The 20533-nt window shown below is 62.5% G+C and carries 20 protein-coding genes; 12 read left to right on the top strand and 8 right to left on the bottom strand.

All coding sequences use genetic code 11. The annotated features are described in order from the left end of the window. Window positions 1–3: 3 nt before the first annotated feature. The 5 genes from trbL to Q1A06_RS06120 are packed head-to-tail and all read left to right on the top strand — an operon-like array spanning window position 4 to window position 4399. On the top strand, window positions 4–1353 hold the full coding sequence (trbL, locus tag Q1A06_RS06140) for a P-type conjugative transfer protein TrbL (RefSeq protein ID WP_299560068.1): 1350 nt from the start codon (window positions 4–6) through the stop codon (window positions 1351–1353). Beyond that, on the top strand, window positions 1350–2039 hold the full coding sequence (trbF, locus tag Q1A06_RS06135; RefSeq protein WP_299560064.1) for a conjugal transfer protein TrbF: 690 nt from the start codon (window positions 1350–1352) through the stop codon (window positions 2037–2039). Before trbL ends, trbF begins: the two co-directional genes overlap by 4 nt. After that, window positions 2036–3010 carry a P-type conjugative transfer protein TrbG gene (gene trbG, locus Q1A06_RS06130; RefSeq protein ID WP_299560061.1) on the top strand — a complete coding sequence of 325 codons (975 nt, stop codon included), beginning with the start codon at window positions 2036–2038 and terminating at the stop codon, window positions 3008–3010. The genes trbF and trbG overlap by 4 nt, the downstream gene beginning before the upstream one ends. Beyond that, the gene (locus Q1A06_RS06125; protein WP_299560058.1) at window positions 3007–4143 is read left to right on the top strand and encodes a TrbI/VirB10 family protein; all 1137 of its coding nucleotides are present in this window, start codon (window positions 3007–3009) and stop codon (window positions 4141–4143) included. The genes trbG and Q1A06_RS06125 overlap by 4 nt, the downstream gene beginning before the upstream one ends. Window position 4144: 1 nt before the next feature. Then, a complete protein-coding gene (locus Q1A06_RS06120; RefSeq protein ID WP_299560055.1) occupies window positions 4145–4399 on the top strand; it encodes a DUF2274 domain-containing protein in 255 nt (84 codons plus the stop codon). 150 nt (window positions 4400–4549) lie between these two features. On the opposite strand, the gene Q1A06_RS06115 is transcribed toward Q1A06_RS06120, so the two are convergent. The 4 genes from Q1A06_RS06115 to Q1A06_RS06100 all read right to left on the bottom strand — a co-directional run bounded on the left by Q1A06_RS06115 (window position 4550) and on the right by Q1A06_RS06100 (window position 10205). Continuing rightward, a complete protein-coding gene (locus tag Q1A06_RS06115) occupies window positions 4550–5782 on the bottom strand; it encodes a HipA domain-containing protein (RefSeq protein ID WP_299560052.1) in 1233 nt (410 codons plus the stop codon). Continuing rightward, window positions 5782–6150 carry a helix-turn-helix transcriptional regulator gene (locus Q1A06_RS06110; RefSeq protein ID WP_299560049.1) on the bottom strand — a complete coding sequence of 123 codons (369 nt, stop codon included), beginning with the start codon at window positions 6148–6150 and terminating at the stop codon, window positions 5782–5784. Before Q1A06_RS06110 ends, Q1A06_RS06115 begins: the two co-directional genes overlap by 1 nt. 243 nt (window positions 6151–6393) lie before the next feature. After that, window positions 6394–7698: a restriction endonuclease gene (locus Q1A06_RS06105; protein WP_299560046.1), complete on the bottom strand. Its 1305-nt coding sequence runs from the start codon at window positions 7696–7698 to the stop codon at window positions 6394–6396. Continuing rightward, the gene (locus Q1A06_RS06100; protein WP_299560043.1) at window positions 7695–10205 is read right to left on the bottom strand and encodes an AAA family ATPase; all 2511 of its coding nucleotides are present in this window, start codon (window positions 10203–10205) and stop codon (window positions 7695–7697) included. Before Q1A06_RS06100 ends, Q1A06_RS06105 begins: the two co-directional genes overlap by 4 nt. An 810-nt stretch (window positions 10206–11015) precedes the next feature. Here Q1A06_RS06100 and Q1A06_RS06095 point away from each other — a divergent pair. Then, entirely contained in the window at window positions 11016–12026 is a 1011-nt protein-coding gene (locus Q1A06_RS06095; RefSeq protein ID WP_299560040.1) for a hypothetical protein, read from the top strand. Window positions 12027–12060: 34 nt separating this feature from the next. Here the strand turns inward: Q1A06_RS06095 and Q1A06_RS06090 are convergent, their stop codons facing one another. Next, a complete protein-coding gene (locus tag Q1A06_RS06090) occupies window positions 12061–13245 on the bottom strand; it encodes a site-specific integrase (RefSeq protein WP_299560037.1) in 1185 nt (394 codons plus the stop codon). Between the two features lie 108 nt (window positions 13246–13353). Here Q1A06_RS06090 and dusA point away from each other — a divergent pair, with 108 nt between their 5' ends. The 4 genes from dusA to Q1A06_RS06070 all read left to right on the top strand — a co-directional run bounded on the left by dusA (window position 13354) and on the right by Q1A06_RS06070 (window position 16394). Then, the gene (dusA, locus tag Q1A06_RS06085) at window positions 13354–14385 is read left to right on the top strand and encodes a tRNA dihydrouridine(20/20a) synthase DusA (RefSeq protein WP_299560034.1); all 1032 of its coding nucleotides are present in this window, start codon (window positions 13354–13356) and stop codon (window positions 14383–14385) included. 39 nt (window positions 14386–14424) lie between these two features. Next, entirely contained in the window at window positions 14425–15249 is an 825-nt protein-coding gene (locus tag Q1A06_RS06080; RefSeq protein ID WP_299560031.1) for a sulfite exporter TauE/SafE family protein, read from the top strand. Beyond that, a complete protein-coding gene (locus tag Q1A06_RS06075) occupies window positions 15246–16010 on the top strand; it encodes a hypothetical protein (RefSeq protein ID WP_299560028.1) in 765 nt (254 codons plus the stop codon). The genes Q1A06_RS06080 and Q1A06_RS06075 overlap by 4 nt, the downstream gene beginning before the upstream one ends. A 138-nt stretch (window positions 16011–16148) precedes the next feature. Next, window positions 16149–16394: a hypothetical protein gene (locus Q1A06_RS06070; protein ID WP_299560025.1), complete on the top strand. Its 246-nt coding sequence runs from the start codon at window positions 16149–16151 to the stop codon at window positions 16392–16394. A 3-nt stretch (window positions 16395–16397) separates the two neighbouring features. Here the strand turns inward: Q1A06_RS06070 and Q1A06_RS06065 are convergent, their stop codons facing one another. The 3 genes from Q1A06_RS06065 to ccmI are packed head-to-tail and all read right to left on the bottom strand — an operon-like array spanning window position 16398 to window position 18382. After that, window positions 16398–16637 (bottom strand): DUF1289 domain-containing protein, encoded by a 240-nt coding sequence (locus tag Q1A06_RS06065; RefSeq protein WP_299560022.1) that lies wholly within the window; start codon window positions 16635–16637, stop codon window positions 16398–16400. 42 nt (window positions 16638–16679) lie between these two features. Beyond that, window positions 16680–17156 carry a Holliday junction resolvase RuvX gene (gene ruvX / locus Q1A06_RS06060; RefSeq protein ID WP_299560019.1) on the bottom strand — a complete coding sequence of 159 codons (477 nt, stop codon included), beginning with the start codon at window positions 17154–17156 and terminating at the stop codon, window positions 16680–16682. Continuing rightward, complete coding sequence (gene ccmI / locus Q1A06_RS06055; protein WP_299560016.1) at window positions 17153–18382, bottom strand: c-type cytochrome biogenesis protein CcmI; 1230 nt, start codon at window positions 18380–18382, stop codon at window positions 17153–17155. The genes ruvX and ccmI overlap by 4 nt, the downstream gene beginning before the upstream one ends. A 236-nt stretch (window positions 18383–18618) precedes the next feature. Between ccmI and Q1A06_RS06050 the strand changes: the two genes are divergently transcribed. Together Q1A06_RS06050 and Q1A06_RS06045 are read left to right on the top strand one after the other, a co-directional pair. Then, on the top strand, window positions 18619–19863 hold the full coding sequence (locus Q1A06_RS06050) for a sarcosine oxidase subunit beta family protein (protein ID WP_299560013.1): 1245 nt from the start codon (window positions 18619–18621) through the stop codon (window positions 19861–19863). Next, on the top strand, window positions 19863–20528 hold the full coding sequence (locus tag Q1A06_RS06045; protein ID WP_299560010.1) for a hypothetical protein: 666 nt from the start codon (window positions 19863–19865) through the stop codon (window positions 20526–20528). Before Q1A06_RS06050 ends, Q1A06_RS06045 begins: the two co-directional genes overlap by 1 nt. Window positions 20529–20533 lie beyond the last annotated feature (5 nt).

Here is a 20533-nt window from a genome sequence, read left to right as displayed (position 1 = left end):
GCCATGGGCGGCACCGGCGTCATCGACACCTTCCTCGGGGTCTTCACCTCTTACATCGACAGCGGCTTCGGGCTTCTGGGCGGCGAGGTGGCCTTCATCGCCAGCACGCTGATCGTGATCGACGTGACGCTTGCCGCCCTCTTCTGGGCCTGGGGCGCGGATGACGACATCATCGCTCGCCTCGTGAAAAAGACCCTCTTCGTCGGCGTCTTCGCCTGGCTGATCTCGAACTGGAACAGCCTTGCCGCCATCGTCTTCGACAGTTTCGCGGGGCTGGGATTGCTCGCCTCCGGCACCGGGTTTTCGCCCGCCGATCTCTTGCGCCCCGGCCGGGTGGCGCAGACCGGGCTCGATGCCGGGCGCCCGCTTCTGGAGTCCACGGCCGATCTCATGGGCTTCGTCGCCTTCTTCGAGAACTTCATCCAGATCGCCTGCCTGCTCTTCGCCTGGGCGCTGGTGCTTCTGGCCTTCTTCCTCCTCGCGGTGCAGCTTTTCGTGACGCTGATCGAGTTCAAGCTGACGACGCTCGCGGGCTTCGTGCTGATCCCCTTCGGCCTTTTCGGCAAGACCGCCTTCATGGCCGAGCGGGTACTGGGCAACGTCGTCTCTTCCGGCATCAAGGTGCTGGTGCTGGCCGTGATCATCGGCATCGGCTCGACGCTCTTCGGCCAGTTCACCGCCGGTTTCGGTGGCGTGACGCCCACCATCGACGAGGCCATGGCGATCGTGCTGGCCGCGCTCTCGCTCCTCGGTCTCGGCATCTTCGGCCCCGGCATCGCCACCGGCCTTGTCTCTGGCGGGCCGCAACTGGGCGCGGGGGCCGCCGTCGGCACCGGGCTTGCCGTGGGCGGAGCGGCCGTCGCGGCGGGTGGCGGGGCCATGCTCGGCGCTCGCGGGGCCGGGGCGCTGGCCTCGGGTGGGGCCGCCGCCACGCGCGGGGCAGCAGCGGCGACCGGGGCTGCCTCCGCCGCCTACACTCTCGGATCGATGGGCCAGACAGGAGCCGTAAGCGTCGCCTCCGGACTCGGCGGCTTGGCGCGGGCAGGGGGCGCGGCAGCGATTTCACCCCTGCGCCGGGCCGCCGCCGCGGCCTCCGAGGCTGTCAAGACAAGCCATGCCGGCGGCGCCCGATCCGGGTTTGCCGCTACCGGGGGCTCCTCATCCATGGGCAGCGTTGCAGGTGCGTCGGCCGCCATACCCGCATCAACTGGCAGCCCACCGGCCTGGGCGCGCTCCATCCGCCGCAGCCAGGCCATGAGCCATGGCGTTTCCGCCGCCACCCATGCGCTGCGGGCCGGTGACAGCCCCGGCTCAGGCACCTCCGTTTCCCTTTCCGAAAGTGACCGCCCATGAGCCTCTTCAAACGCGCCGCCGCGCATTACGGCAAGACCCCTGTGCCCGAGACCCCGTATCAGAAGGCCGCCCAGGTCTGGGACGAGCGCATCGGCGCGGCCCGCGTGCAGGCGAAGAACTGGCGCCTCATGGCCTTCGGCTGCCTGATCCTCGCGGGCGGCTTCGCGACAGCGCTGGTCTGGCAATCGGCGCGCGGCACCGTCGTGCCTTACGTCGTCGAGATCGATCGCCACGGCGAGGCCCGCGCCGTCGAGGCGGCCAGCGCCGGCTATCGCCCGAGCGATCCGCAAATCGCCTGGCATCTCGCCCGGTTCATCGAGGAGGTCCGAGGCCTGCCCGCCGATCCCATCGTGGTCCGGCAGAACTGGCTCCGCGCCTATGAGTTCACCACCGATCGCGGCGCGCTGGCGCTGAACGACCATGCCCGCGCCAACGACCCCTTCACGCGGGTCGGCGAGGACCAGGTCTCGGTCGAGGTCTCGAGCGTGATCCGCGCCTCGCCAGACAGTTTCCGGGTGGCCTGGTCCGAGCGGCACTACGAGAACGGCCAGCTCGCCCGCACCGAACGCTGGACCGCGATCCTGACCCTCGTGATCGACCCGCCGCGCACGGTGGAGCGCCTGCGCGCCAACCCTCTCGGAATCTATGTGAACGCGATCAACTGGTCGCGGGAGATGAGCCAATGACCCGACCGATCCTGACCGCCGTTCTCCTGGCCACCACATTCCTCGCCGGTTGTGCCAGCGACCGCCCGCCCGCATTCGCCTATGACGAGGCGGTCCCGCCCTTGCCGACACCGCCTGTCTCGGCACCCGAGGACCGGCCGCGCCCGCTCCATGTCCCGCCTAACTGGACCCCGAGCCGGGGCGGGGAGGCGGCCGCCACACCCGTCGCCCAGGTCGGCAATGCCAATGCGGCCGCCCGCGTCGAACCGCGACAGGCGGGGTATTTCAACGCGATCCAGATCTATCCCTGGTCCGAGGGCGCGCTCTATCAGGTCTACGCCGCGCCGGGCCAGATCACGACCATCGCCCTCGAACCGGGCGAACGCCTGGCGGGCACCGGTCCGATTGCCGCGGGCGACACCGCGCGCTGGATCATCGGCGACACCGAAAGCGGCGCGGGTCGCGACACCCGCGTCCTCGTTCTCGTGAAGCCCACGCGGCCCGATATCCGCACGAACCTCGTGATCTCGACCGACCGGCGCACCTATCTGATCGAGCTCAATGCCAGCGAAGAGACCTGGATGCCAGCCATATCCTGGGCCTATCCACGCGCGCCCGAGAGCCCGCGCGTCGCGCCGGCCACGCCGCGCATCCCGCCGGTTCATGCGCGCAATCACCGCTACGGGCTTCAGGGTGGCAGCCCGCCCTGGCGACCGGTCTCGGTCTTCGATGACGGGCGCCGAGTCTATGTCGTCTTCCCGCGCGGCATCGCCCAGGGCGAGATGCCGCCGCTCTTCGTGCTCGGCGCCGATGGCGAGTTGCAAATCGTCAACTCTCGCATCCACAGCAATGTGCTGATCGTCGACCGGCTCTTCGGTGCGGCCGAGCTGCGCCTCGGACGCGGGCCCCGGCAGGAGGTGGTCCGCATTGTAAGGATCGAACCCCAGACCGCGGCGGCCGCAGTGCGGCAGGATGCGGGGCAGGGGACATGAACCAGACACCGACCGAGACCGCCGCCGCCATGCGCCTGCGCGCCGATCCGCCGCGCGTCACGCGGATTTCGCGCAAGGTCATCATCGGGCTTGGCGTGGTCGCGGGCATCGGGATCGGCGCAGCGCTGATCTATGGACTCCAGCGACCCGATCGCAGCGCTGCACCGGAAGAGCTGATCACCACGGACCGCCGTCAGCCAGCCGATGGCCTCCGCGATCTGCCGGGCAGTTATGACGCGATCCCGCGGCTGGGTCCGCCCCTGCCTGGCGACCTCGGTGGTGGTATCCTCGACGCGCAACAACGCGGCCAACCCATCGCCGCCCCGAGCCTCGCGACGCCGACCATGGACCCGGCGGAACAGCAGCGGCTTGCCGAATTGGAGGCCGCCCGGGTCAGTGATCTCTTTTTCCAGACGCGCCCAGGGCCGCCTGCGTCCACCGGGTTCCAGATACCACCTGCGGCACCGGGGGGCGGTTTGGCCGCTACCCCGGAGACCGATCCTCGTCAGGCTTTCCTGACCGCGCCGGTCGATCGCCGAACGGTCGCACCCGACCGCGTCCAGCCTCCGGCCTCGCCCTGGCTGCTGCAGGCCGGCTCCGTCATCCCGGCGGCGCTGATCACCGGCATCCGTTCCGATCTCCCGGGCCAGATCACCGCGCAGGTCACCCAGAACGTCTATGACAGCCCCACCGGCAGCCTGCTCCTGATCCCGCAGGGCACCCGCCTGATCGGGGCCTATGACGACAGCATCACCGTCGGCCAGCGCCGCGTGCTCCTGGTCTGGACGCGGCTGATCTTCCCCGATGGACGCTCCCTCGTGCTCGAACGCCAGCCCGGCGCCGATGCCGCGGGTTATGCCGGTCTGGAGGACCGCGTCGACAACCACTGGGCCAGCATCCTGCGCGCCGCGGGCCTCTCGACCTTGCTGGCCGTCGGCGCGGAACTCTCCCTCGACGAGGAAGACCGCCTCGCCCGTGCCTTCCGCGACGGGGCCTTGGATACAATCAACGAGGCCGGCCAGCGGATCGTGCAGCGCCAGCTGGAGGTCCCGCCGACCCTCACCATCCGCCCGGGCTTCCCCGTCCGCGTGATCGTCACGCGCGATCTTGTCTTCGCGCCAGCCGGAGGCTGACATGACCAAGCTGAAACTCGGACCGATCCCGGACGACAAGCCGGTGAAGCTGACCGTGGAACTGCCAGCTGATCTCCATCGCGACCTGATCGCCTATGGGGAGATCCTCGGGCGCGAAGCTGGGCAGGGACCAATCGAGCCGAAGAAGCTGGTGGTTCCCATGCTTGAACGGTTCATCGCGACGGACCGAGGGTTTGCGAAAGCGCGGCGCGGGGGAGGTCAGGACCGAAATCGAGCCAAGGAACAGCCTCCTTGATTGCTTCGGCCGCAATTGGAGAAAGAGCGATTTTGCAATGTTAAGCGCTTATGGCCCTCTTCGGTTGTCCTCTTGCAATTAAAAGGCGGGCACATCCTCTAAACGGTCTTGATGCCAATGTATCCGAGGGGACTCAAGAAATTCTACGGGCTACAGCCCGAGTGCCGCATCCATCCGTTCATGTTCGAAGGCCGGAGCGCAGGCATTCAACCCCGCGCCAGCAAGCCCCTGGTGGCGCAATTCGTCCCGCCAAGTGTTGCCGATAACTTGTGCCATATCCCGGGCCAGGGCTCGGGCTTCCGGCGCACTGATATCGAAAAACTCAGCCGCGTCGATTGCGGCAGCAATGTCCGGCTCATGCCCATGGATCGGGCTGATCCCGGTTTCCATCTGGGCATGCCGCCGGGGCTGCGGATTGACATCGAAGAGCGGTGAAAGACGCCACAGGTTCTGACCCGCATAGATGAAACCTTGGTTCTTCAGGTGGTCATCCGTGTTGGTGACAAGGATCCCGAACACCATGCGGCGCCAGATTTCCCGCAGATCATCGCCGGGCCGGGCGGAAATGGTGCGGATGATATCGGCAATATCTGTGTAGAAGCCGCTCGCATGTCCAAGCTTGCCCAAGGCGGTGCGCGCGGAGATATAGGGGACCCGACCGCCGCCTCGGCGATCAAAACGGCTGAAGAGCCCGATGGGGTGCGCGCTGCCGGGCAACTCGAGCCTGCATTCCGGTGTACGCAGACCAAGACGCCCGGCGAGCTTCATCGTCGCCACCTCGAGACGTTCCACTGGCCAAGTGTCGTTGATGGAGGTGAACTTGGCGAGCCAGAGCCGCTCCCCATCCCTCACGTTGGCTTTCGGTCGCGCCCCGCCCGGCGTACCGGCGGCGCCTACGAGATCCAGCGCATCCTGCTCCGCGCCTGCCGGGTCTCGTTCGAACCTTTGCGCGATCTTGAGCAGGTCCTCGATATCAGCCAGGCGCGGGACGGCTCTTCCGATCCGCGGGAATGGCTCACCGTTTTCCTGTAACAGGCGCAGCGCGCCCTGGCGGGCGGTATCGTCGCATGCCGTCAGGAAGTCGAACTCGGTTGCTGCCTCGCCCAGAACCCGACGCATCAATTTGCGGCCCCAGCTGTCCGGGGACGTATCCGCAAAGGGCCCGGCGATAACATCACGCTTCCGGCTGTCGCGCCCGCCGGAACTAGCGTGATAGGGTGTGTTGACCCTCGGCATTTGCAGGCAGAGGTCGAAGCCGCGCGGGTTATCGATCCAGTCCTGATCATAGAGGAAAGTGGAATGCGCGCGCCGCCCATCTGTCTCGAAGATCAGACGGCCGACCGGAACCAGCCCTTCCCCGAGAGCGACACGCGCCACGGCCATCAGAAAGCGCTCCCTTCGTCATCGATCTCATCCGACCTCTCTTGCGTGGTGTCCGATCTGCCGGAGGACGGTCTGCGGCGATTGACGATCCGTTCTGGCAGGCGGGCTTGATCGAGGACCAGGCCGGTATCGTCTTTCGCCGGATCCAGAATTTCGCCGAGTCGGTGGAGCTCGCCAAGGACCATGAGTGCCATGGCCATTGTCTCGAGCCGCACACCGCCATCGCCCATTTCGAGTTTGGCAAGCGTCTTGTCGGTCACACCCAGGCGCTCACAGAAATCTGCGACGGACATGCGCCGCTTCTTCCTGGCCACACGGATGTCATGGCCAAGTCGTTTCAGGGCGGTCTGAACCTGGTATGAAGACATGCTTGACCGGAGAAAACTCCGCCTTGTGTTGCTGTATCCGTACTTTTGTCCGTGTTAGGTCGTTTTACATGGGAAGTCAACAAAATGCACCACAAGGCGGAATATAATCCGGTTTAATAGGCGCAAAGCGGACTTTCGTCCGATTTAACGTGAAAGGTCTGGTGGCCCTGATGATCTCCGGCGGTGGGTCGGGCAGGTCGCACCGGACGTCTCTGCCGCGCGTATATCTTGCCTGAGAAGCGCTCAGGCTGCGACCGCGGCAGGCAAGGTCCGCGCTAACAGGTGTTTCAGGGCTTCGATATGCGCATGTGCAGGGCCGGTGACATCCAGGGTCGCAACCTGGAGGGTCTCTTCGGCACCGTCGCTGGCGATTGCGTAGCGGGTACAAATCGGCTCGGGCGGCAAATCACCGTGGTGTGGATAGAGCAGCATGACCTCCGGGCAGCGGTAGAGCTGGCTATAGGCCATCAATTGATACACATCAGCCTGGCTGACACCCTGCTTCGGGTCGTCGATGCGCGGCGCCATCCGTTTCCATTTCGTGTCGATGACGAGGACGGTTCGATCCCCCTGCCGGATGATGAGGTCCGGCTTGGTCCTAAACCGCCCCGCACCCGCTTCGAACAGGCAGTCACGGTGCCCGCCTTGCGCTGCGACACGGTATCCGCTTCCGGCCAAAGCACGGGTGACCAGTCTGGCAACGTATTGCTCGAACAAGGCATTCATCTCGAACAAGAGAGCATGACCATCTGTAGCCCCGGCACTGGTCTGCTGATGTCGATCCCCAAGCAGGAGCCGCGCGAAGGAAAGAAGCTCGCGCCACCGCTGATTCGTCCGATCCAGTATGATTTGGTCCCATCGCAGCGCAGGGATAGGAACCTCGGTCACGTCCGCATAGGCGAAGCCCAACTCGCGCAGGATACGCTGATTGTCGGGGGCCTGAGCCACACGCTGCAAACGGGTCACGGCGGCGCGCATCACTTGGTTGAGCGCAATGTCACAGGACAAGTCATCATAGCGACAGGCCAGCTTTTGCGGCGCCACTGCATGGCGTGAAAACTGCCGGGTGACATCGAGCCTGCCGCGCAGGGCAGGGAGGTCGTCTGCGTGATCCACATACCGGCGCGGCAGTCCCATGCGCACCGCTTCCATGAGGCGCGCACAAAACAGCCGGATCAACAATTCCAGAATGGTGTCCTTCTGCCATCCGAGCTGGGCCAACGATCCTGCATCGATCCGCAGATCGTGAACAACCGCGAGCATGTGGATCAGGCGGCGGCGAAGGGCTTCGTTTGTGGTCTCGTGTTCTCCCAGGCCCTCGATCTTCGGGAGGATCTCCAGCTGACAGCCCGGCGCGGCAATCACGCCGACCACGCCGCGCGCCCGCAACCCTTTGCGGCCGTGTTCGAGCACGCCTTCGCCGCCACGACCCGCGAAGCTCGAGCGCGCCGCAAGGGCGGCAATGCGATCAGCCTCGGCGGGCGGGATGGTGGTGTCGTCATCACCGTAGCCGATGCGCTGCCATTCGCGGAGCGTGCGGCGGATCATGAACCGAGCAGCCGCGCGTAATTGAAGCTGTCTTCGCGCACGTCCCACCGGAAGCGCGGCATCGCTTCGCCATTGTCGAGTTCCGGCGGTGCCTTCAGGACGGACCTGTTCAGAAAGCCGCCCTCTATCGGCCCGTCATGCGTATCCAGATCGCCGAGCACCGCAGCGATCTTGCCCCAGTCTTCAAAGAAGTACTCGGCGAGCAGCGGGATCACCTTGTGCCGCATGACCTCGTCCACATCCGCTCGGGTGTCGCAGCCGGTGAAATAGGCATGGCCGATTTGGTGGTCACGGTCATAGAGGTACTCGATCCGTTCATTGATGATCGTCAGAAGGGTCGGCAGATCGATCCCCGTGCGGGCCGCAGCCTCCTTCAGAACGGCCGGATTGGGCATGATTTCGCGGAATGTGAACCGCCGCCGCAGCGCCGTATCGAGCAGCGCGATGGAGCGGTCTGCCGTGTTCATTGTCCCGACAATATGCAGGTTCGACGGAACACCAAACTCGTCCCCGGAATAGGGAAGGCGCACCTTCAGCTGGTTCGCCTGACCGAGACGCTTGTCCGATTCCAAGAGCGTGATCAGCTCGCCGAAAACCTTGGAGATATTGGCGCGGTTGATCTCGTCGATGATCAGGACGAAAGGTTCAGGATCAGATGGCCCCTCGTTCCGCTGGCTGTTCATGTAGCGTTCAAGGGCCGGCACGTTGAGCGAGGACTTGTCGATTTCATAGATCGTTCGCTGAACGAGGCCTACTTTGGCAACATCGCTCGCTTCTATGCCATCCCGATCAACCCAAAGCCAATTCACGGCGCGGCGATGGGCATAGTCCCCAGCACGCCCCTCTATCGGACTAAACTCGTAGTCTCCTTCGACGATACCGATTGCGCGGACAAGCAGATTCCCCTTGGTCACGATTAGTACGTCGCCGACTTTCAGGCTGTTCCGAAAAAGGTTGGTCATCATTGAGGCTGGCTGAGAAACAAAGGCCTCTGGGTCTTCGTTACGCCGGGCCTCCGCAGCAGCGTGGATTGCCTCTCGTGTGTCAAATCGGGGATCCGAAAGATCAAAATCGTAGAACCCAAAGATCGCGCAATTCTTCTCGATTGCTTCCTCAAAGAGAGGTGCGTCTTCGGGCAGATACTTTGCGCCTATCGACATCTTGAAAACACGTCGGCCTTCGAGCGAAAGCTTTGTTTCAGAACTGACCGTTCCTCTGCTCACCTCCGCACGTCGTGCGATGCGACGGAAAATGCCCGGCACGGTTTCCAACCGGAACCCACCCGAGGATGCGTCCTCGCCATCGTCCGCGCCGGTCATCGGCTGTCGGCCTTCGACGAACTCTTCATAAGCCATCGACTGGTGAAACGTGACGAACTCGATCCGCCCTGCGGCGAGCAGTCCCTGATAGACCGCCATCAGATCGTCGCGGTCCTCTGGCACCTCCTCCCCACACAACTTGACAGCCTCAGTCGCTGTGCTGAACGTCTTCCCTGTGCCTGGCGGACCATAGAGAATAAGATTGGTAGCTGTGGGACGCTCATCCTGTTGGGCAATGGCCATACTATTCTCTACCTGCTTTGTCGGTTCTTGAACGCTGCCACTGGCAGGCACACCAATTTTTTTCGCTATGTCGGGATCAAGTTGGTATCGAACGAGCTTTTCGCCACCGTAGGTCAAATAGTTGACCGTGCCGCCAGCAATGGCTTTGACTCTCGAAGCAAGCCCGTCCACGAGCATTGCCCGCGCGACGTCGACCAGGTCTTCGGTTGCGATCGCTTCGTCCGCTTTGTTGCCCGCACCCTTGGGCTTGATCCGATAGGCTGAAACTCCGTTGGACCGATTGAAATTCTTCACTGGTTGGTACGGATTTCCAGCGCTATCAAATAGCGTGAATGGTCGTTCGTTCTGTGACGCCATCGACTCGTCGAGTCCAAAGCGAAACACAGTGGCCGAGCTTTGGTCAGCGCCAATCCGCTCCGGAGCGCTGACCTGTGCGAGGTCCTGGAAAATCCTTCCCGCCAAAGCCTGGCAAATGTTTGGCCAGGCTTCATTCAGATTGAGCGCCGTGTTTACGTCACGAACGAGCACGTCGACATGTGATGTACCTTCTTCACGTGCCGGCTCGATATACTCTTCCAGCACGTGTTGGCGAATGCGATCCGCATCCTTTGCGGCGCCCGGCGGCTCGCCCGCAATAAACCGACCGTATTGCGCCAACCAGCTGCTCCAATTCGACAGACGGTTGAGCGGCTTTTCGGAATCCGGCATCAGGACTCGATAGTCTTCACCTCCTGACCGAGCGTCGTCACGCATCGCTTTGAGACGTTCCCTGAGTCCCGCAAATTGATCGGCCTTCCAAGCTTCCTCAAGGTTCTCATAGGGCATGCCAAGTGCGGCAAGGTTTCGCTCTATGGTTCGAACGGCGTAGGTCCTCGAGTTTCGCCCCGCTTCGGTTTGTGCGCCCCCCTGTTCTAACCAGGCCTTGAATTCGTTCTCATCCTTCAAATTAGGGCCCTTCATTATTTATCTGTGTGCAGCATCCTACGGGGCTGTGCTGGTCGGCAAAATTCCCAACATTCAGGGACTGAAGAAAACGCTCGAAGCCCTCAGTCTTGACCTTGCCACCTCTCCGCGATCCGCAAGGCTACGGGCTATGGGAACGGCCAAGCTAGGTAAGCTTGCACTGTTGCGGGCAAGATCCTCCTTGAGGCCGTCCGGCAAGGCACGTCGCAGGTCTGCGGCCTTGGCGCGGCGCGAGAGTGCCTGATCGACCGCAGCCCGGCCGCCAAGATCAGGGAAGTCTCGGGCAGCGCACACCCATTTTCCACGACCCAGTGCGCGGATGCGCCTCATGATTTTGTCTGCGATCGTGATCATTATGTTTCGCGTCTTGAGCTTCGGATATCGGAATTATAGACGGTATTTCAGACAGATGTAACCTGAGTTGGCGGCACCGTATGGGGCTGATTAGCGAACGTCCCATTGGGCCGAATTTACGAGAATAAAGAGTTGCCCGACGACACCACCACCACTGTGTCCCGCTCCAGACAAGTCACGAGAGAAGAACTTTACCAAAAGGTCTGGTCGACACCCATCAGCCACCTGGCGGCCGGGTATGGTGTATCTGGTTCCTATCTCGCCCGGGTCTGTACGTCTCTGGCTGTGCCTCGGCCTCCCGCTGGCTATTGGCAGAAGAAGGCGGTCGGAAAGGCCGCTCCACGACCTCCACTCCCGCCTGTAAAGCCAGGCGATCATCTTGTCTGGTCGGCGGATACGCCGCTCGCGCGTCCTGTGACGCCGGCCGCCAGATCTTCGGTGTCGTCACCTAGTCGTGACAGGCAACGCAAGGATGCCCGGCATCCGATCCTTCGCGGCGTCGAGCCGCATTATCGCAAGACGCGCAAGATTGACGACTACGAGTTTCTTCGACCCTACAAGCTCCTTCTGCCGGACATCGTTACGTCCGAGGCGCAGCTGCTACGCGCATTGGACCTCGCGAATGGGCTCTACGATGCGTTCGAGCGGAAAGGGTATCGCGTGACCTTCGCGCCGCCCGATCAACCATTGTTTCGGGCGCAGATCGAAGAGCGGGAGGTTCCGGAGAAGGATCGCAAATACGGGCGCTATTCCTGCGGACGGATTTGGGCACCGCACCGCCCAACCGTCGCCTATATCCGCGAGGTTCCCATCGGTCTTGCGCTCGTGGAAATGTCTGAACGTGTCACGCTCAGATACTTTAAGGGCAAGTATGTGCGGGACGACAGTGCGGTCGTGAAGGCCGCCAGACCACACCAGCTGGTCCACTCCTGGACGACCGAGAACGATGTTCCGTCCGGGCGCTTCCGGCTTGTCGCCTACGCGCCGCGCCGGGACGTGGAGTGGTCGGCGATATGGCAAGAGACGCCAAAGCGAAACTTGTCGTCCATGTTCCCAAGGATCGTGAAGGAGCTGGAAGCCGTCGTGCCGGACCTCAAGTCCAAGACTGCAGAAGCCGAGGCGGCGGCCATCCGCAAGCAACGCGAATGGGCGGAACAGCAGGAACGCTGGAAGCGCGAAGAGGATCGACGCAACGCGGACAAGGCCTTTGCCCAAAGCCGCGAACAACTTTCCGAAGTGATCCAGAAATGGTCCGCCGCGATGTCGATCGAAAGCTTCTTTCGCGAGGCGGAAGAGCGACTTGCCGACGTCGAAACCAACAGACGCCAGGCCTTGTCCTCTCGGCTTGATCTTGCGCGGTCCATGATGGGAACGCTCGATCCGCTGGAATTCCTGGAGCTGTGGGTCGCGCCGGATGAGCGCTACACGCGGCAATATCCCGAAGACTAATTGTATTTTTTTACATAATTTTAAGGGACGATGCTCATGTATCTTCTCCGGGGCGTCGAACCGGTCTTGTCCGAAGTTTGGCTGTAGAACCCGGCCGCGCGGGGTTTCTCTTGCGCTGCCTTGGATCCCGCGTGGTAACTTCCGCATTCCAGGCCCAGTCTGCGAACTTGTCGCCGGTTTGGCGCAAGTGGGTGTAGCGCTTGAGCGACGTCCATGACCGGTGGCCGGAAACAGCAGCCGCGTGTGGAACGTTGTAGCCGATCTCGAACAGCCGCGAGACGCCCTCGTGCCTCAGGTCATGGAAGCGCAGATCCTCGATCCCCAGAAATTGCGTTGCCCGAGTGAACGCAGCGCTGATCGCGTCGGTGGAATACGGGAAGATCTGGCTCGCGTGTTTGGGCATCGCCTCGATGATCGCCAGTGCCGGATCGGGCAGGTCGCACCAGACGTCGTTGCCAATCTTCTCTCCGGGGTTCTTCATGTCGCGCACGAGGACGCGTTTGCCCTCCTTGTCGAGATCCGCCCATTTGATCCGGGTGATCTCTTCCTGCCGCCGGGTCGAGAAGATCGCGAAAGCGATGATGCGATGCATCGGGACGGAGGAGGGGCGACGGATCGAGCGGTCGAGGAAATGCGCCATCAACTGCTCGAGTTCGTCCAGCGTCGGACGCCGGTCGCGGTGGCGGCTCTTCTGGGTCAGCCCCAGCTTCTTCGCGACAATCATCGCATTGCGCATCGCGCGCTCGTCCAGAGGATAGTTCCAGGCCGGACCGGCCACCGTGAAGACCGCGCTCAGATGAGAGAGGTAATTCGACACGGTTTGCGGCGAGACACCGGTATTCAGCTTCTCCTTGGCGAAGGCCACGATGTCGGCGCTGTCGATCTGGGCACAGAGCTTGTTCGCGATGTCGAACTCCTTGATGCTTTTCAGCACCTGCGCTTTGGTCCGACCGATTGCCTTCGCGCTGTCTTCCACATATTTGTCGATGGCGTCGCCGAGGGTCACTTCGCGGCGGCGGGTCTCTCCGATGGGCAGGTTTTCGAGGGCCCCGGGCTTGGCGAGGTCCTTCTCGCGCTTCTCGATCCAAGCCGCGGCGGTCGAGCGCAGCTCGAAGGTCCGGTTCTCGCGCCAGACGGTTTTTCCAGCCCGCCGAACGGCGATCTGGGCGAGCCAGGCTACAGTGCCGTCTTTGCGCTTTCGCTTGATGATGGTACCCATGGGGTTACAACATTTGGCCCAAGTTACAACATTTGTTGTAAATCCTACCCGAAATGGGCGCGATTTACAACAAATGAGACAGGAACGGGCTTGAGGATTGAGCGATAAATGGCTGATAAAAATAAAAAATACAATAATTTCAATATGCCCCTTTTGGCGGTCGCGCCGATGATGGACTGGACGGACCGGCACTGCCGGTATCTGCATCGGCAAATGAGCGTGCGGGCGTTGCTTTATACAGAAATGGTGACAGCGCCTGCGCTGGTGCGCGGGGGCGCTTTGCATCTGCTCGATCATGATCCCGTCGAGCATCCGGTCGCCCTGCAATTGGGCGGCTCAGATCCGGCCGAATTGGCCGAGGCTGCACGCTTGGGGGCCGAGGCGGGGTATGACGAGATCAATCTTAACGTCGGTTGTCCGTCGGACCGCGTGCAGTCAGGCGCATTCGGGGCCGTGTTGATGAAGGATCCAGCTCTTGTCGCCCGCTGCGTGGGAGCAATGATGCGCGCTGTCGACGTCGAGGTCACTGTGAAATGCCGTATCGGGGTCGACGATCAGGATCCCGAAGTGGTGCTGCCCGAGTTTCTCAGTCGGATGGTCGGCACCGGGATCGCGCGTGTGAGTATTCATGCGCGCAAGGCGTGGCTTGACGGTCTGAGCCCGAAGGAGAACCGGGATATTCCGCCGCTCGATTACGATCTTGTTCACCGGATGAAAGGTATGTTTCCGAACCTGCATATTTCCGTGAACGGCGGTATCGCGACACTCGATGCTGCCGAGGCGTTTCTGGATGCGGGACTGGACGGGGTGATGATCGGACGGGCTGCTTACCACCAGCCGTCAGAGATCCTGTGTCAGACGGACAGGCGCATCTTTGGTACTGGCGCGGATACGACGCCGGAGGACGTCGTCCGTGCCATGCTGCCTTATATCGAGGCGCACCTTGCATCGGGAGGCAAACTTGCCCAGGTCACGCGGCACATGCTGGGTCTGTTTGCCGGACGCCCGGGCGCGCGGCTGTGGCGGCGGATCCTGTCCGAAGGGGCGCAACGCGACGGGGCGGGCAGCGGCCTGGTTCTCGAGGCGCTTGAACAGGTCGAGGCGCAAACCGCGCTGGCACAGGCCGCGCGGGCGGTGTAGCACAGCGGCACCATTCCCCCGATGCCGAGGACCATGCACATGCCCGAAACGATGCTTCTGATCCAAATGGCCCTGCTTCTCCTCGTTATCGGGGCGTTTGCGGGCCTGCTTGCAGGACTGCTGGGTGTGGGTGGCGGGATCGTTCTGGTTCCGGCATTCTTTTACGCATTCCAGACGCTGGACTACGGCGGGGCGGAACTGATGCAGATGTGCTTGGCGACATCGCTTGCGACGATCATCGTCACCTCGGTCCGGTCCGTGCTGTCCCACAACAAGAAGGGCGCAGTCGACTGGCAGATCCTGCGTACCTGGGCACCGGGAATCGTTATTGGCGCGGTCATCGGGATGCTGACGGTATCGAGCCTGCGGTCGAACACCTTACAGGCGATTTTTGGGGTTCTCGCGCTGGTCATCGGTCTTTACATGGGGTTTGGCCGGTCGGAATGGCGGTTGGGACAGGCAATGCCCAAAGGGGCGATCCGCGCCGCCTTGTCGCCTGTCGTCGGGTTTCTGTCGGTTCTGATGGGGATCGGAGGCGGCAGTTTCGGTGTGCCGTTGATGACCCTCTATAACACGCCGATTCACCGGGCCGTAGCCACGGCAGCAGGCTTCGGGGTTCTGATTGCGGTGCCATCGGTCATTGGCTTCCTTTTTGTCGGGATGGATCCTGCGACGCGACCACCACTGACCATCGGGTCCGTCAATCTGGTAGCGTTCATTCTGGTAATCGCGATGACGTTGATCACCGCACCACTGGGGGCGAAACTGGCACATGCGATGGACCCCAAGCCGCTGAAACGGGTGTTCGCGGTGTTTCTGGTGCTTGTGGCGCTGAACATGCTGCGCAAGGCGTTGATGGGGTGAGGGCCGCGCTGGCGCAGGATGGATTTGCGGTATTCAAGTCAGATACCCGCGTCCGGCGTTGGGCGGAGGCGGCGTATCGGGTTGCGGCCGGTATCGCGCGAGATCCTGCGTGGCGCGGACCGGAAAACCTGCGCCATCAGCGCACTTGGTTTGTCGGTATCGATGCCTTGCCAAACGAAACCTCCGGCGCCACCGCCGGTGTGCCGCTTGTCGGGCCCTGGCAGACCAGCGTTCCGAACCTGGCATTGCACCGCGCGCAGGTGTCGATCATCTATCCCGGATATCCACGGCAGGATCCGTCGCAGAGTGATGCCAATCACCGGTTTCGGCGCGATCGGGCGGCGGCGCATGTAGACGGCATTTTGCCGATCGGGCCGAACAAGCGTCGCTTCGCGCGCGAATACCACGCCTACATCCTGTCGGTGCCGCTTAATGACTGTACGGTCGCGCCCACGGTCGTGTGGCGCGGCAGTCACCTGATCATGCGAGATGCGCTGCGCCGTGCCATAACCGACCGCCCGCCCGCGCAAACCGATGTGACCGAGGCCTACCAGGACGCGCGGCGCCGCGTCTTCGACATGTGCGAAAAGGTGCCGCTGTGTGTCGGACCGGGGCAGGCGGCGCTGATCCACCGCTTTGCCCTGCACGGTACCGATCCATGGCCGGACGGTCTGAGCGATCCCACCGGGGACGGACGTATGGTTGCTTTCTTTCGTCCCGAATTTCCGACCGGCGCCGGTGCGTGGCTCGCCGATCCCTGAGGCAGAGCTGCGCAAAACCGTTTCGCCGGGGCTTACAATGGACCAAGCTTTGCCACATTGTCGCCTAATGCCGTTGTCATCTTCGCGCTCAAGGTCCCCCCACACGCGGGGCGGATTCGCACGCGAGAGAGGTATGAGATGACACGGATTATGACGGGGCCGATGGGACGTATGGCCTATTTCGATGTGCGCTGCACGCGGATGACCGAATATCCCGCCCTTAACCTGCCATCGACAGCCTTTGCGCGCGCGACCGACGCGGTCGCGTCGAACTGTGCGCGAGCCCCCGGTGTCGTGCAGTTCCCGCGCCACCAGCGGCGGGGCGCTGCGGTGGCGCTGCTCGGAGAGCCTTCACGGAGGACACCGTTACTGAGCGAGCACTGATCCCTAGCGGTCGCGTGCGGCCAGCCGCGCCGCACGTCCGCCGCGCCGCTTTGAAAATGTCTCCGCACGCGCGGGCAGGGCGTCCATGACGGCCCGCCGGGCGTCCGGCGTCATCCGCGACCAAGCGCCGATCTCGTCTATCGACCGCAGGCATCCGGTGCACAACCGGCTTTCGGGATGCACTACGCAGATCTTGATACAAGGGCTTTCCACTTCATCGCGCTTCCAGATGTCGTCGCTCATTCCGGTTCCCCTTCCGTACGGTCCCCGACCGCCGATTTCTGTTCAGGTATTGCGCAAGATCCGCAGCCTGTCCAATACACCCTGCAGGATATAGGCTGCCGCAACGTGGTCGATCACCTGCGCGCGACGTTTGCGGGTCGTATCCGCCTCCAGCAGCGCGCGTTCCGCAGCAACCGTCGACAATCGTTCATCCCAATACCCGATAGGCAGATCCGGATGCAGCCGCGCAAAATTGCGCGCGAACGCGCGGGTGGACTGGCAGCGCGGACCCTCTGAGCCGTCCATGTTGAACGGCAGACCAAGAACCAGGCCACCGATGGCACGGCCCGCAATGATCTCGGTCAGCCGCGCGGCGTCGAGCCCGAACTTCTTTCGGCGTACTGTCTCAAGCGGTGTGGCCACGGACAAAAAGCTGTCAGTAACCGCCACGCCAATCGTCTTTTCCCCCAGATCGAGGCCGATTAGTGCCTGCATCGGCGGCAGGTTTGCGGCGAATTCTTCCGTTGTTTCGTGGATCAATCGATCACTCCCGCACGGCGGCCCGCTTCGTTGATGAGATCGAGCGCGCCCGCGTCGGTTGCGAAAACCTCCACGGCATTGGCGTGGATCGCGGCGGCGCGCTGGCGTTCGCCCAACACACCCAGCGAGGCGATCAGCCGCGCCCAGTCGGTCGCCGGTCCGCCCTCGGTCGCCAACCGGTCCGACAGTCCCGCGACCATCGACCCGATCATCTCCATCCGTTCGGCGGGTGTCATGTTCTCGGCATCTGCCACCTGCTCGGCGCTGGGGCCGGGAGCGGTGCCGCCACCGATTGCAGGGATGGAATAGCGCACACCGGCAAGCCGGGCGAGTTCCTCGATCTGGGTAAGGATTGGCGCGATCCATGGGGCGTCTTCGGGGCCTGCCCGCAGCAATGCGCCCCAGATACGGAACGCCTGATCCGGCCTGCCGGTCTGCAACAGCATCAGCCCTAAATAATACCGCGCCGTTCCGTTTTTACGATCCTGAACCAGGGCGGCGCGCAGGCTCATTTCGGCCTCGGGCGAGACATACCCGCCCGCCGCCAGAACCTGCAACTCACCAAAGGACGCCAGATCTTCCGCCGTGACCGCATCCGCCTTCAGCCGAAGCACCTCGCCCTGCGCTTCTTTCGCAGCCCTGTAATTGCCAAGCCGCCGCTCCTGCTGTGCCAGAAGCACATGACCTTGCAAATCGTCAGGGCGCTCCGAAACCGTTTCGCGCAGTCGCTCCATCAACTCGGCATAGCGCGGTTCGATGTTCCCGGGCAGGGCTGCATCTGGCAGCGAGGCTTCCGCCGCCGCCTGATCGGGGCGCGATTGGCGCAACTCCTCGGCATAGGCGATCCGGTCTTTCAGCGCCATGTCGCCATAGCCGGGCGCGCCGATCCACCAGTAGGCACCGACACTGCCCACGACGCCGAGCACGATGAGCGCGAGCGCCGCGACGACCGGCGCACGGCCCGACGCCGCTTTTTCCTGTGCAAGCGCCTTGTCAGCACTCAGCAACCGGCGTGCGATTTCCGCATGGACCCGCTCCGCGTCCGCCGGATCGATCACACCGCGCGCGACGTCGCGTTCGATCTCGTCGATCTGGGCGCGGTAGACCTCCACATCGGACGCCGCACGCGACCCCGGGGCACGGTCGCGCCCACGCACGACCGCCTGTACGAGAACGCCCGCAACCATCAAAGTCATCACCGTCGCGGCGGCCCAGAAACTCAGCATGAAATCACCTTTATAGTCTGCGCCCCCTTTACCGTGCCGGCGGGGTTAGCAAAAGGGTTCAAAGCTGCCTGCGCGACGAATAGCCCCGATGTGATGTCGGTGATTGCGGCGGATGTCGTAAACCTGATACGTAATGCCGCGCGGAGTATCCTCATTTCTGGCGGCTCCCCCATGAAGAAGCCACAGCGCCGGCGCGCGCCCGAATCCATCCCACAGCCACACCGGGGACACCTGCGATGAAGAAATATTCCGTATTTGCCGTGGCGCGCGAAGCGATGCGCCACCACACCGGCTGGACCCGTGCATGGCGCGATGCGGCACCGAAGAAACGCTATGACGTTGTGATCGTCGGGGCAGGCGGGCACGGCCTTGCCACGGCATATTACCTTGGCAAGAATTTCGGCATCACCAATGTCGCGGTGATCGAAAAGGGCTGGCTTGGCGGTGGCAACACCGGGCGCAACACCACCATCATCCGCTCGAACTACCTTCAGGATCCGTCGGCGGCGATCTACGAGAAATCCCTCTCGCTCTACGAGACGATGAGCCAGGATCTGAATTACAACGTCATGTTCAGCCCGCGCGGCGTAATCATGCTGGCGCAGACTGAACACGAGGTGCGCGGATACAAGCGCACGGCCCATGCCAACATGCTGCAAGGCGTCACCACGGAGTTCATCGGCCCCGAAAAGGTCAAGGAGCTGGTGCCGATCATCAATCTGTCGGGGCCGCGCTATCCGGTGCTGGGCGGGCTGTGGCAGGCGCGCGGCGGCACGGCGCGTCACGATGCGGTCGCGTGGGGGTACGCCCGGGCGTGCTCGGACATGGGTATGGATATCATCCAGAAATGCGAAGTCACCGGCGTGCAGACGTCTGGCGGCAAGGTCACCGGCGTGCAGACCACGCGCGGCGACATCGCCTGTGACAAGGTCGGCATGGTCGTGGCGGGGCATTCGGGGCATCTGGCCGATCTGGCGGGCTTTCGTCTGCCGATCGAATCCGTGGCGCTTCAGGCGCTGGTGTCAGAGCCGATCAAGCCCTGCATGGACGTGGTCGTGATGGCCAACACAGTCCACGGGTACATGAGCCAGTCTGACAAGGGCGAGATGGTCATCGGCGGTGGCACCGACGGCTACAACAACTACACCCAGCGCGGCAGTTTCCACCACATCGAGGAAACCGTGCGCGCGCTGATCGAGACATTCCCGATGGTGTCGCGGCTCAAGATGCTGCGCCAATGGGGCGGCATCGTGGACGTCACCGGCGACCGCTCCCCGATCCTCAGCAAGACACCCGTCGACGGTATCTTCATTAACTGCGGCTGGGGCACAGGCGGGTTCAAGGCGATTCCCGGATCCGGCTGGGCGATGGCCGAACTGATGGCCAAGGGCCGCTCACCGCTGATAGACGCGTTCGGATTGGAGCGGTTCACCGAAGGGCGGTTTATTGATGAGTCGGTTGCGGCGGGGGTGGCACACTGATGGACTCGGCGACAGTCTGGCCAATTCTCCTAGGAGGCGGAATATCCTTAGTAAGCTCAGTATCGGTGTTTTCTCTCGCAACATGGACTGCTAGCCATCAACGGACGAAGGAAATCCGTAAAGCTGAAGCCAATCGAGCTTATCACGCATTCTATAAATTGCTGTCTACATATAACTTCATAGAAAAAAATGCGCAGGTGCTTGATTCCGCATTCAATGAGTTCGGCGGACCAAATCCGTCGCTTGAACCCGCCGCTTTTGTGAGGCCGATCGTGAGCGCAGGGACCCTCTTCGAACTAGTTACAAGCGAAGACCTCAAGTTTCTACTAGATTCCGATGGTGGACTTGCATCAAGGATTTACGAGTTGCAGTTTAGAGCTCTGCATGCGGATGTTGCCCTTACGCGTTTCAATAGAGCACGGGAAGAGTACGATGTCTTTTTAGAAAGCCATATCACGTCGGTCGATGGAGGAGGATTTACTTTCAACCTTGAGGGCACTGATAAGCTATTAGACGAAGTAAAGGCAGGTAGCGTTAATCAAATTATTGGCTCACTAGTAGAGTATTTTGAAAAAGATAGGAAAGAGGCGAAGCTTTTGCTTCAAGAATTCAACTCTGCTGCTCGTTCTCATTTCGGGAGTGATTTCCCTAGTCTTGAGTTTTAACTGAG

The organism is uncultured Sulfitobacter sp. (assembly GCF_947497275.1).
Taxonomy (GTDB): domain Bacteria; phylum Pseudomonadota; class Alphaproteobacteria; order Rhodobacterales; family Rhodobacteraceae; genus Sulfitobacter.
Note: the sequence above shows the minus strand (reverse complement) of the source record. Positions and strands in the feature narration are given on the sequence as shown.